Raw genomic sequence first — 13,174 nt, forward strand, 5'->3', positions numbered from 1 at the left:
AGATCCGACTTGCCCGCGAAGGACGACAACACAATCCATCAGTTACACCGCGGCAACCGGTTCGCGGGCAAGCCTCGCTCCAACGAGGCCGACCCACCTCCCCTACGCCCTGAACTGCCCCAGACTCGCCTTCAACTGCGCCGCCAGTTTGTCGAGCACCTTGCCGCTCGCCGTGGTTTCCACCACGACCTGAGCCGCCCGCTGGGCCTGGGCATGAATCACCTCCACACGCCCACGTACGGCTTGCGCGCCCTCAGCCTGATGCGCCGCTGCCTGAGTGGCCAGACCAATCGCCGCATGCACCTGCTCGACCGACTCCTGCACGATCTGCTGCGACTTCGCGCTGTCACGCAGCACAGCGAGCCCCTCCTTGGCCTGACGCCCCGCCACACCAATCGCGGCTACCGCTTCCTTGGCACCACGCTGCAAGGCGACGATGTGCTCCTGAATGTCACCGGTCGAGCTTTGCGTCTTGCTGGCCAATGCCCGCACTTCGTCGGCCACCACCGCAAAGCCGCGTCCGGTCTCACCAGCGCGGGCCGCTTCGATGGCCGCGTTCAAGGCCAATAGATTGGTTTGCTCGGCAATCCCGTGGATCACCGTCAGCACCACTTCGATCTGCTGGCTTTGCTGCGCCAGACGCTCGATGACTTTCGCACCGGTGTCCACCTGCCCCGCCAACGCCTCAATCAAACCGCCAACCTGATTGGAGGTGCGGGTGTTTTCGTCGGTGGCCTGGCGAATATCCACCACTTGCTTCAACGCCGCCTGCATCGCATGACTTTCCGATTGCGCCTCGTCAGCCATTTGCGCCAATGCCTTCAGACTTGCCGCCACTTCGTCGCGCTGCAGCTCCGCCGCTGCATCTGCGCCGGCATTGCGCAGGCTCATGGCGTTGATTTCCACCCCCGTGCGCTGTGCCACATCGCCCGCCTCACGAACGATCGGCTGCAACTTGGCGACGAAGCGATTGACCGCCGCCGCCATGTCGCCGATTTCATCGTTGCTGTCGAGTTTGACGCGCTTGGTCAGATCACCCTCGCCCGCCGCCAGATCATCCAGCGCAGCGATCAACAGCAGCAGTTTGCTGACGACCCGACGACCCAGCACCACAGCCAACAGAAGCAACACACCAAGGCCGACCAACGCCAGGCCCATGCCGATCCGCCAGCGCAGGGTTTCTGCCGCCTCCTGGACTGCCGAAGTGGTATTGGCGCTCATGGCCGAGGCCGCGGCCTGCGCCGAACCCAGACGACTGCGCAACGCCGCCGAGCTTTCCTTGGCTGCGCCACCCAGACTGTCGGACACCAATTGCTCGCCACTGGTAATCAAGGTTGCGAAGCGCTTGTCCAGCGCAACGAGATTCTCTTCGACAGTGGCAGTGGACACGCCCATGCGCACCTTGCCGATTTCCACGCCGTTAGGGCTGATGGAGGCTTCGACGTAGTACACCGACGCATCGTTCTTCGCTGCGTTCAGCACTTTATCCATGGCCCGCTCGCCTTCGCCCTTGTCCAGCAAGGCCTTGATCAGCGGGTTTTCGCGATTCAGATAGCGCGTGAGGTGCTCGCCCGCTGCATCGTCATACACGACGAACAGGACATTGGGATTGCGCTGGGCACGACGAGCAAATTCCGACAGTGTGGGCGTATCGCCATCCCACATTGCACGGGGAGCAACCGCCGCCAACAGCTCAGCCATATCAGTTGCGGAATCCTGAAGATCCTTTTCCAGCGTGCGGCGCAATTGCGCCTGCTCATCTTTCAGACGTGCAGCGAGGCCGACGCTCAGGCGTTGACGGGTACTGGAGGCCAATGCATCCAGGCTTGAGGTTACTTCGCGACTTGCCTGCTCCAGTTCGGAGGACAAGTGTTGCGAATCTACACCCAGGCGTTTATCCAGATCAGCCTCAAGCGCGGTGACAGTGCTCCGGGTAAGAGCAACGGCAACCAGCACCTGCACCAAAAGTGCGATACCAAGGGCAATGAATACAGGCCGAAGCAAGCGACTGCGCAATAACGAGAGGACAGCTGACACGGGGGAATCCCTCCACCACCGGCGCCATTGAAATGATGGCACCGCTTCTGAGGTTTTCTACAGCAATCACCGTGCCGTGTTTGTGACTTGGGTCACAGCCAAAATAACAAAGGGCCGCATAAGCGGCCCTTTGTTATGTTTCAACGACTTATCAGTCGAACGGGTGACGCAGAACGATGGTTTCGTTGCGATCAGGGCCCGTCGAAATAATGTCGATTGGCGCGCCAACCAGCTCTTCCAGACGCTTGATGTAAGCGCGTGCGTTGGCAGGCAGCTCTTCCAGGGTCTTGGCACCCAGAGTCGATTCCGACCAGCCCGGCACTTGCTCGTATACTGGCTTGAGGCCGATGTAGCTGTCGGAGTCGGTTGGAGCGTCGATTACCGCACCGTTTTCGTTCTCGTAACCAATGCAGATATTGATGGTTTCGAGACCGTCGAGCACGTCGAGCTTGGTCAGGCAGATGCCGGAGATGCTGTTGATTTCGATAGCGCGACGCAGGATGACCGCATCGAACCAGCCACAACGGCGAGCACGGCCGGTGGTCGCGCCAAATTCATGGCCACGCTTGGCCAGGAACGCGCCGATGTCGTCGAACAGCTCAGTCGGGAAAGGACCCGAACCGACGCGCGTGGTGTAGGCCTTGGTGATACCGAGGATGTAATCCAGGTACATCGGGCCAAAACCAGAACCGGTGGCGATGCCGCCAGCCGTGGTGTTGGAGCTGGTGACGTACGGATAAGTACCGTGGTCGATATCCAGCAACGAGCCTTGGGCGCCTTCGAACATGATGTCTTTGCCAGCGCGACGCATGTCGTGCAGCGCAGCAGTCACGTCCAGCATCAATGGCTTGAGCAGCTCGGCGTATTCCATGCACTCGTCGAGAGTCTTCTGGAAGTCGATTGCCGGTTCTTTGTAGTAATTGACCAGCACGAAGTTGTGATAGTCGAGCAGCTCGCCGAGCTTGGCCGCGAAGCGCTCACGATGGAACAGATCACCGATGCGCAGACCGCGACGTGCAACCTTATCTTCGTAAGCCGGGCCGATACCGCGACCGGTGGTACCGATCTTCAGTTCGCCACGGGCTTTTTCACGGGCCTGATCCAGCGCCACGTGATACGACAGAATCAGCGGGCAGGACGGGCTGATGCGCAGGCGCTCACGCACCGGAATGCCTTTCTCTTCCAGCTTGATGATTTCACGCATGAGCGCATCAGGCGCAACCACCACACCGTTACCGATCAGGCACTGCACGCCTTCGCGCAAGACACCGGACGGAATCAGGTGCAATACGGTTTTTTCGCCATCGATCACAAGGGTGTGACCGGCGTTGTGGCCACCCTGGTAACGCACCACGGCGGTAGCATGTTCGGTCAGCAGATCAACGATCTTGCCTTTGCCCTCATCACCCCATTGGGTGCCCAGGACTACGACATTCTTACCCATAACACTTGTCCTCATTCACGCAAACTTGGTGCCGGCGGCGGCCGGCAGGGAAACTCAAGAGGCCAGCGGCACTACCTGCCAATGCTCGCCATGCTGAATCAATTGCCGATCACAATCGGCCTCACGCGCTGCACTGGCCTGCTGTCCAGGCAAACCCTGAACCACACGCTGACCTTCGCTGCGCAGCTGACAGACTTGCTGCCAGAGCGCTGCATCGGTGCTGTCCGGCATCCAGATGCCGCCGGTCGGCAACTGGATTTCTGCGCGACCCAGTGTCACCAGGGTTTTCAGATCCGTGGAGAAGCCGGTCGCGGGACGAGCCCGGCCGAAATCCGCACCGATATCATCGTAGCGACCGCCTTGGGCGATCGATTGACCGACACCCGGAACGAACACCGCGAACACCACACCGGTGTGGTAGTGATAGCCACGCAATTCGCCCAGATCGAAATACAACGGTAGCTCAGGGAAGCGGGCAGCGAGGCGCTCGGCAATCGTCAACAGATCATCGAGGGCGGCGAGCACCGGCGCAGGCGCGTTGGCCAGCCGATCACGCGCCGCTGCCAACACTTCACGACCGCCGCACAAGTCGACCAGCGCACGCAGCATGGTCGCCAGATCGCTCGGCAGGTTTTCAGTCAGGACAATCACTTCGTCGATGGCCTTGCGCTGCAGCGCGTCGAACAGCTGCTGCTCGACTTCGCCGGACAAACCAGCGGCACGCGCCAGACCACGATAGATACCGACATGGCCCAGGTCCATATGCACATCCGGCACATCGGCCAGCTGCAACATGGCCAGCATCAGGCTGATCACTTCGACGTCGCTGCTCGGGCTCGCATCGCCATACAGCTCCGCACCCAACTGGATCGGGCTGCGCGAAGATGACAGGGCACGCGGTTGCGCATGCAGCACGCTGCCGGCGTAGCACAGACGGCTTGGACCTTCGCGACGCAGTGTGTGCGCATCGATGCGCGCCACTTGCGGCGTGATGTCGGCACGAAAACCCATCTGCCGACCCGACTGCGGATCGATCACCTTGAAGGTGCGCAGATCCAGGTCCGAGCCTGCACCAGTGAGCAGGGATTCGAGGTATTCGATATGAGGGGTGACTACGAATTCATAGCCCCAGCTCTGGAACAGATCCAACACCTGACGGCGCGCTACTTCTATACGCGCCGCTTCCGGTGGCAGTACTTCTTCGATGCCATCTGGTAGCAGCCAGCGGTCAACCGTTGCCATTACGCCATTCCCCTATGATCCGGGCGGCAAGCCATGGGGCGAGCCTTGAGTAAAGCAGACAGTGGTCAAGTCCTGCAGTCATTCTTGCGGGCACGACGAGCGCCCGAGAATGGCCTTGCGGACCACTGTCCTCGAAAAATCTTGCCGCAAGCAGTCCTCGCGGATCTGCGGGCTGCGACCAATCAATCGTGCAGACGCAAAAAAGCCGGGAATTTCCCGGCTGCCGCATCATACACACGTTTTACCGAGTGATCACCCCGCCAGACGGTTTTGCCGCCCGGCGGAGCTTTCGAGTCACGCGTGAATCACGGCTTGGATTTTTGCAGATAGCGGAAGAAATCGCTATTTGGATCCAGAACCATCACGTCGCTTTTGCTCGCGAAGCTTTCACGGTAGGCACGCAGGCTACGGTAGAACGCGTAGAACTCCTGATCCTGGCCGTAAGCCTTGGAGTAGATCGAGGAGGCCTGGGCATCACCATCACCACGAGCCTCTTCAGACTCACGATAGGCTTCTGCCAGCAACACGCGACGTTGACGATCAGCGTCGGCACGAATGCCTTCAGCCAGCTCGTTACCCTTGGCGCGATGTTCGCGGGCTTCACGTTCACGCTCGGTGCTCATACGCTCGAACACGCTGCGGTTCACTTCCTTCGGCAGGTCGATGGCCTTGACCCGGACGTCGATGACTTCGATGCCCAGCTCCTTGGTTGCCATCGCATTGAGCGATGCAGTGATGTCAGCCATCAGCGCATCACGTTCACCCGACACAGCTTCGTGCAGGGTGCGCTTGCCGAACTGGTCGCGCAGACCGGATTCCAGACGACGGGACAGACGCTCATCAGCGATCTGCTTCAAGCCGGAAGTCGCCGTGTAGAAGCGCTCCGCGTCCTTGACCCGCCATTTGGCGTAGGCATCAACCATGACCGCTTTCTTTTCCAGGGTCAGGAAGCGTTGCGTTGGAGCATCCAGCGTCAGCAGGCGACCGTCGAACTTGCGCACCTGGTTAACGTAAGGAATCTTCACGTGCAGGCCCGGCTGTACATCAGCCTGAACCACCCGCCCGAATTGGAGCATGACTGCCCGTTCGGTCTGGGACACGATGTAGAGACTGTTCCAGGCAACCACCGCCAGCACTACACAAACAATCAGGGCGATCAGCGATTTATTGCTCATCAGCGACTCTCCCTTGTACGCACATCGCGCTGCTGCAACTCGGTGGCACGGGTGCCAACGTCAGTTGCTGCTGCGGCTGCACCGGTAGTCGGGGCAGTGCCGTTACGACCACTCTCGATCATCTTGTCCAGCGGCAGGTAAAGCAGATTGTTCTGCCCCTTGTCGCCGGTTACGAGAACCTTGCTGGTGTTGGTGAACAGTTCCTGCATGGTGTCCAGATACAGACGCTCGCGGGTAACTTCCGGTGCCTTGCGGTACTCGGCGACCAGCTTGGTAAAGCGGTCTGCTTCACCCTTGGCGCGCGAAACCACTTCATCACGGTAACCGTTGGCGTCTTCAAGAATACGCTGGGCCTGACCACGGGCTTCCGGGATTACACCGTTGGCGTAGGTTTCAGCCTGGTTACGTGCACGTTGCTCGTCTTCACGGGCGCGGATCACGTCATCAAAGGCTTCCTGAACTTCACGCGGCGCAGCAGCACTTTGCACGTTCACCTGAGTGACCGTGATACCGGTGCGATACGTGTCGAGGAAGCGTTGCAGGCGTTCCTTGATTTCACTGGCCATCAGCTCACGACCTTCAGTGAGCACCTGATCCATCGCCGTGGAACCCACGACATGGCGCAAGGCGCTTTCTGTAGCGTGTTGCAGGCTGACTTCAGGCTGGTCGACGTTCAATACGAAATCACGCAGATTGGAGATCTTGTACTGCACCGTCAGCGGCACTTCGACGATGTTCTCGTCTTCGGTCAGCATCTGGCCTTGCTTGCTGTAGGCACGTTCGCGAGTCACGTTTTCCATGTACTTGCGATCGAACGGCGGGAAGTAGATGTTCAGGCCCGACCCTACGGTTTCGTAGTATTGGCCGAAACGCAGCACGACAGCCTGCTCCTGCTCATCCACGACGTAGATAGCGCTGTAGAGCCAGATCGCGACAAGCACGACCAGGCCGATGCCGAGCAGGCCTAAGCCACCACCCTTGCGTGAACTACCGCCACCGCCGTCACCACCAGTACGTTTCTTACCACCGAACAACCCATTCAGGCTTTCCTGCAGCTTACGGAAGGCCTCGTCGAGATCCGGTGGCCCCTTGCGGTCGCCATTCTTGCGCTTACCACCCCAAGGATCCTGATTATTCGAGTTGCCACCCGGCTCATTCCAAGCCATAGCGCTCTCCATCTGATAAAGCAAAGACGCGCCCACGGCGCGCCGACCAATGCTACAGAATGCCCGGGAAACCCGTACAACGGCTTTCCCACGCTTTTATTGCAAAGTGTGTTGCTCGATGAATTCCAGCGGCTGCAGTCCTTCGCGACTCACCAGGCGATTGAATTCAACTCGCGGCAAACGTACGGCTAACAAGCTGCCGCCTTCATCGTCATGCTCTTCGCTTTGTACTGCACCCAATTCGAAGAATTGAGCGCGCAGTCGAGCAAAACGCTGAGGCAAGCGCAAGGTGCCGACAAACAAATCGTCACCCAGCAGTTCGGCTACGGCCTGTTTGAGCAGGTCCAGCCCACGACCGTCACGGGCAGACAACCAGACACGTTGCGGTTTGCCATCGGCATCGCGCTGTATCTGGGGTTCAACCCCTTCGAGCAGATCGAGTTTGTTATACACCTCAAGTATCGGCAAGCCCTCGGCCCCGATCTCTCCCAGCACCGCCATCACCTGTTCAATCTGCGCCATGCGCTCAGGTTCATGGGAATCGATGACGTGCAGCAGCAGATCGGAGTTGCTTGATTCTTCGAGGGTTGCGCGAAACGCTTCGACCAGCTTGTGTGGCAAGTGGCGAATGAAGCCCACGGTATCGGCCAGCACGATTGGCCCCAGGTCGTCGAGTTGCAGACGGCGCAGGGTCGGATCGAGCGTGGCGAACAGTTGGTCGGCGGCGAATACGTCGGAATCGGTGACCGCATTGAACAGCGTCGATTTGCCGGCGTTGGTATAGCCCACCAGTGAAACCGAAGGTATGTCGGCGCGCTTGCGCCCGCGACGAGCCTGCTCACGCTGGCTGCGGACCTTTTCCAGACGACTCTTGATTTGCCGCAGACGCACCCGCAGCAGACGGCGGTCGGTTTCCAGCTGGGTTTCACCCGGACCGCGCATGCCAATGCCGCCGCCCTGTCGCTCAAGGTGAGTCCAGCCGCGAACCAGTCGCGTACTCATGTGCTCGAGCTGTGCCAGCTCGACTTGCAACTTGCCTTCATGAGTGCGCGCGCGCTGCGCGAAGATATCCAGGATCAATCCCGTGCGATCAAGCACGCGACACTCGAAGACTTTCTCGAGGTTGCGCTCCTGACTGGGCGTGAGGATGTGATTGAAGATGACGATATCTATTTTTTCGGCTTTGACCTGGTCGCGAAGTTCTTCGACCTTGCCGCTGCCAATCAGATATTTGGCCGATGGCCGATGACGCGGCACGTTAACGAACGCGACGGTATCGGCGCCAGCCGATATGGCCAACTCCTGAAACTCCTGCGGATCTTCGCGCGCCTCAGGGTCCTGACCATCCAAGTGAACGAGGATTGCCCGCTCACCACCACTGTGGCGCTCAAAGAACAAAGCAGACTCCTATCAGGCGTTACCTGGCTCAGCGTCGCCCTGTTCGGATTCGGCGGCGCTAGGCAGACGAATGGGACGAACCGGTACAACGGTAGAGATGGCGTGCTTGTAAACCATTTGGCTGACAGTGTTTTTCAGCAAAATAACGAACTGGTCGAAAGACTCGATCGTGCCTTGCAGCTTGATACCGTTTACCAGATAGATCGAAACCCCAACCTTTTCTTTACGTAAAGTGTTCAGGTAAGGGTCTTGTAGCGAATGCCCTTTTGACATGTGCCGCACTCCTTTAAGGATCAATAATAATTCGAATTCAATGGGCTTTACCGCCACCCCCCAAGGATAGACGGCTATTACAAGGACTCAGCTCAATATGGAGACCGAGCCCAGGTATTTCAAGGCACGTGGCAGATTGTCGCAAGCCAGGCTGTCCAACCAGTGTAAATCTTCCCAACTGCGCAACCAGGTGAACTGCCGTTTGGCCAGTTGACGCGTGGCAATGATGCCCCGCTCCTGCATTTCAGACCATGTCAGTTTTCCATCCAGATGATCCCAGACCTGGCGATAACCAACGGCTCTGATCGATGGCAACCCCGAATGCAGGTCGCCTCGTGAACGCAATGCCAGCACCTCATCCAGAAATCCCTGGTCCAGCATGTGTGAAAAACGTAACGCAATACGGTCATGCAACACCTTGCGATCTGCCGGAGCAATAGCCAGGTTCGCGACAGTATAGGGCAATTGCCGACGTCCCGAAGCCGCTGCGTCGGTACTTTGCGCAGTTTGTTGCTCGCGGAGTGCAGTCATGCTCAAACCGCTGACCCGATAAACTTCCAGCGCGCGTATCAACCGTTGCGGATCATTGGGATGGATTCGCGCCGCTGACACCGGGTCGACAGCCGCCAGATCATCATGCAACGCCTGCCAACCATGGACCGCTGCCCGGGCTTCAAGTTGCGCCCTGACCTCGGCATCGGCCGCTGGCATATCAGCCAGCCCGTCCATCAGAGCCTTGAAATACAACATCGTGCCACCCACCAGCAAAGGAATATTTCCCCGTGCGGTGATTTCCGCCATGGCCGCCAGTGCATCGGTACGAAAATCCGCTGCCGAATAGCTTTGCGCCGGGTCGAGAATATCCACCAGACGATGGGGAAACTCGGCCAATTGTGCTTTTGATGGCTTGGCCGTGCCAATGTCCATGCCGCGATAGACCAGTGCCGAGTCGACACTGATCAGCTCGCAAGGCAGGATCTTGCTGAGTTCGATAGCCAGATCAGTCTTGCCCGAGGCCGTGGGGCCCATGAGAAAGATGGCGGGAGGTAAAGCGCTCATTCAACGACCGCGCAAAAAGAGTTTGTCCAGATCGTCCAGACCCATTTGGGTCCACGTCGGCCGACCGTGGTTGCATTGACCGCTGCGCTCGGTGTTTTCCATGTCACGCAGCAGACCGTTCATTTCCGGGATCGCCAGACGCCGATTGGCGCGAATCGCGCCATGACAGGCCATGGTACCCAGCAGCTCGTTCATGTGTGCCTGAACACGGTCGCTGGTGCCGTATTCCATCAAATCCGCCAACACGTCGCTGACCAGCCGATTGGCTTCGGCTTGCTTGAGTAGTGCAGGAATTTGCCGGATCGCCAGGGTTTCCGGGCCAAGACGCTGCAATTCGAAGCCCAGGCGCTGGAACGTCTCGATATGTTCTTCGGCACAATCCGCTTCGCGCTGGCTGACGGCGATGGATTCCGGGACCAGCAATGGCTGCCCGCTCAAGCCTTCGCTGGCCATGGCGATCTTCAGGCGTTCGTACATGATTCGCTCGTGGGCCGCATGCATATCCACCAGCACCAGGCCAAGCGCGTTCTCGGCAAGGATATAAATCCCCTTGAGCTGCGCCAGCGCATAGCCCAACGGCGGGATATCGCCCTGGGTTTCCGGCAGTGAGACAGCTGCTGCGCCCGGCAGTGGCGCGAAAAACTCGCGATACGCGCTTTGCGCTTCGGCGGCGGGCAAGGTTGCGCCAGGCCGTGGCGTGTACTGATATTGATAACCCGCGCCCGCCCCGGAACCGGCCGGTCGCGCATAGGGCTCGCCTTGCGGCTGTTCCAGCAGATTATTGGCCAGGCGCATTTCGCCCTGAGGGCCGAATTCGCCGGCTTCCGGGCCAGTCGGACGCTCGATGGCGGTGACAGGCGCGGAGCCGGACACTTGATCTTCCGGGCGCACATCACCCAAGGCGCGATGCAAGGTGCCATACAAAAAGTCATGGACCATGCGCCCGTCACGGAAGCGCACTTCGTGCTTGGTCGGGTGCACGTTGACGTCGACGACCGCCGGATCCACTTCGAAAAACAGCACGAAGGTCGGATGGCGGCCATTGAACAGCACATCGCGATACGCCTGACGCACCGCGTGGGCCACCAGTTTGTCGCGCACCGCGCGGCCATTCACGTAGAAATATTGCAGATCCGCCTGGCTGCGCGAGAACGTCGGCAGACCAACCCAGCCCCACAAGTGCAAACCGTTGCGCTCGATCTCGATAGGCAGTGCCTGCTCCAGAAAACCTGGGCCGCAGATCGCTGCGACGCGTCTGGCCCGGGCGTTGTCATCATGGGCTTCGTGCAGACTGAGAATCGTCTTGCCGTTGTGGCGCAGGTGGAAAGCCACGTCGAAACGGGCCAGCGCCATGCGTTTGATGACTTCCTGCAGGTGATCGAATTCGGTTTTCTCGGCCTTGAGAAACTTGCGCCGCGCCGGGGTGTTGAAAAACAGGTCCCGGACTTCAACCGAGGTGCCCACCGGATGCGCCGCAGGCTGTACTCGCGAGGCCATGTCGCGGCCTTCGGTTTCCACTTGCCAGGCTTGATCGGCATCACGGGTGCGCGAGGTCAGGGTCAGGCGGGCGACCGAACTGATCGACGCCAGCGCTTCGCCGCGAAAACCGAGGCTCATTACCCGCTCAAGGTCTTCCAGGTCACGAATCTTGCTGGTCGCATGCCGGGCCAGGGCTAACGGCAGATCGTCGGAAGAAATCCCGCTGCCATCGTCACGCACCCGCAGCAGCTTGATCCCGGCCTGTTCAACATCGACATCAATGCGTTTGGCGCCGGAGTCCAGACTGTTTTCCAGCAGCTCCTTGATGACTGAAGCCGGTCGCTCGACCACTTCGCCCGCAGCGATCTGGTTAGCCAGTCGCGGACTGAGCAGTTCGATGCGCGCAGCGCTGAGCGAGACGTTGGCGGTATCGGTGCTGACGTCCGTTTCAATGCTGTCGACGAGAAGGTCGGTCATGGCTGCGTGGCTACCTCTGAGTTCGGGATTTTCAGATTCTGGCCGATTCGCAACTCATCAGAACTCAAACCATTGGCATTGCGCAGCGCGCCGGTACTCATATCGTAGCGCGCCGCCAGCATGGCCATGGTTTCACCTGCCCGAACCACGTGATTGCGCGGGCCTTGGGCCAGCTTGCCGTTGTCGCGCAACCAGGCAATGTAAGTGCCTTGTGGCGGATTCTGCTGGAAGAACTGCCGAACCCCGGAGCTGATCGAACGCGCCAGCGCCTGCTGATGCGGCGAACCGGAAAGCTTGGCGGCTTCAGCGGTGTTAGAGATAAAGCCGGTTTCCACCAGAATCGACGGAATGTCCGGCGACTTGAGCACCATGAAGCCCGCCTGCTCGACCCGCGCCTTGTGCAGCGAGGTGACGCGCCCGATATTGGTCAGCACTTTCTGCCCGACATTAAGGCTCGATGACAACGAAGCGGTCATGGACAGGTCGAGCAATACGCCCGCCAGCATGCGGTCCTTGTCGTCCAGACTCACTGCGCCAGCGCCGCCGATCAAGTCGGAACGGTTTTCACTGTCGGCCAGCCAACGCGCGGTTTCAGAGGTTGCACCTCGTTCGGACAAGGCAAACACCGAGGCGCCGAACGCCGCCGAAGAAGGCGCGGCATCCGCGTGAATCGACACGAACAGGTCCGCGCCCTTGGCCCGCGCGATCTCGGTACGTTTGCGCAGCGGAATGAAGTAGTCGCCGGTGCGGGTCAGTTCAGCCCGGTAGCCTTTTTCGGCGCTGATCTGACGTTGTAATTCCTTGGCGATGGACAACACCACGTTTTTCTCTTTCTGCCCGGCGCCGCCCGAGGCGCCAGGGTCTTCGCCACCGTGGCCGGCATCAATCACCACCACGATGTCGCGCTTGCCGTTCGGCACCGGTGTCAGCTTGATTGCAGGTTTTGCCGGGCTGATCGGGACCGCAGGCGCGGTGTTGGCAGCTGATTCGGCCACGATAGGCGCAGGATTGGCGTCCGACGCTTCGTCAAACAGGTCGACCACCAGACGGTTGCCATACTGCTGGTTGGGCGCGAGGGTGAAGCTTTTGGGTGTCACCGCTTTCTTGAGGTCGATGACCACCCGTAAATCAGTGGGTGTGCGTTGCGCCGAGCGCATGCTGGTGATTGGCGTGTTGGCCATGGGGACGTTGAGCGGGCCACCGAGGGTCGCTCCATTGATGTCGATCACCAGACGATCAGGGGAAGTCAGGGTAAAAACGCTGTGTTGAACAGGACCGGAAAGATCGAAAACCAGTCGTGTGTTATCCGGTGCGCGCCATAAGCGGACACTTCGTACTTGTGTTTCGGCCAGCGCATTGACAGACAAGGCCGTCAATAGCAGACCCACTACAGTAACCAGCGCGCGCATGCGCATACCTAACCC

The 13,174-nt window shown here is 59.5% G+C and carries 10 protein-coding genes; all 10 read right to left on the reverse strand.

All coding sequences use genetic code 11. From position 1 onward, the window contains the following. Positions 1-102: 102 nt before the first annotated feature. The gene (locus AFK24_RS14630; RefSeq protein WP_065833881.1) at positions 103-2,037 is read right to left on the reverse strand and encodes a methyl-accepting chemotaxis protein; all 1,935 of its coding nucleotides are present in this window, start codon (positions 2,035-2,037) and stop codon (positions 103-105) included. A 151-nt stretch (positions 2,038-2,188) separates the two neighbouring features. Next, a complete protein-coding gene (locus AFK24_RS14635) occupies positions 2,189-3,481 on the reverse strand; it encodes an adenylosuccinate synthase (protein ID WP_065833882.1) in 1,293 nt (430 codons plus the stop codon). A gap of 54 nt (positions 3,482-3,535) precedes the next feature. Continuing rightward, positions 3,536-4,723 (reverse strand): ATP phosphoribosyltransferase regulatory subunit, encoded by a 1,188-nt coding sequence (locus AFK24_RS14640; protein ID WP_065833883.1) that lies wholly within the window; start codon positions 4,721-4,723, stop codon positions 3,536-3,538. A 305-nt stretch (positions 4,724-5,028) separates the two neighbouring features. Continuing rightward, complete coding sequence (gene hflC, locus AFK24_RS14645; protein WP_065833884.1) at positions 5,029-5,898, reverse strand: protease modulator HflC; 870 nt, start codon at positions 5,896-5,898, stop codon at positions 5,029-5,031. Further along, positions 5,898-7,064, reverse strand: coding sequence for an FtsH protease activity modulator HflK (hflK, locus tag AFK24_RS14650; protein WP_065833885.1), 1,167 nt, complete (start codon positions 7,062-7,064; stop codon positions 5,898-5,900). Before hflK ends, hflC begins: the two co-directional genes overlap by 1 nt. 96 nt (positions 7,065-7,160) lie before the next feature. Beyond that, on the reverse strand, positions 7,161-8,462 hold the full coding sequence (gene hflX / locus AFK24_RS14655) for a ribosome rescue GTPase HflX (protein ID WP_020293655.1): 1,302 nt from the start codon (positions 8,460-8,462) through the stop codon (positions 7,161-7,163). Positions 8,463-8,474: 12 nt separating this feature from the next. Further along, on the reverse strand, positions 8,475-8,735 hold the full coding sequence (gene hfq / locus AFK24_RS14660; protein ID WP_065833886.1) for an RNA chaperone Hfq: 261 nt from the start codon (positions 8,733-8,735) through the stop codon (positions 8,475-8,477). An 87-nt stretch (positions 8,736-8,822) separates the two neighbouring features. After that, the gene (gene miaA / locus AFK24_RS14665) at positions 8,823-9,794 is read right to left on the reverse strand and encodes a tRNA (adenosine(37)-N6)-dimethylallyltransferase MiaA (RefSeq protein WP_065833887.1); all 972 of its coding nucleotides are present in this window, start codon (positions 9,792-9,794) and stop codon (positions 8,823-8,825) included. After that, positions 9,795-11,750, reverse strand: a complete 1,956-nt coding sequence (mutL, locus tag AFK24_RS14670; RefSeq protein WP_065833888.1) for a DNA mismatch repair endonuclease MutL — start codon at positions 11,748-11,750, stop codon at positions 9,795-9,797. It abuts the gene before it with no gap. Further along, complete coding sequence (locus tag AFK24_RS14675) at positions 11,747-13,165, reverse strand: N-acetylmuramoyl-L-alanine amidase (protein WP_065833889.1); 1,419 nt, start codon at positions 13,163-13,165, stop codon at positions 11,747-11,749. The genes mutL and AFK24_RS14675 overlap by 4 nt, the downstream gene beginning before the upstream one ends. Between the last annotated feature and the right edge of the window lie 9 nt (positions 13,166-13,174).

The sequence above is a fragment of the Pseudomonas syringae genome (assembly GCF_001698815.1).
In the GTDB taxonomy this organism is placed as follows: Bacteria; Pseudomonadota; Gammaproteobacteria; order Pseudomonadales; family Pseudomonadaceae; genus Aquipseudomonas; species Aquipseudomonas syringae_A.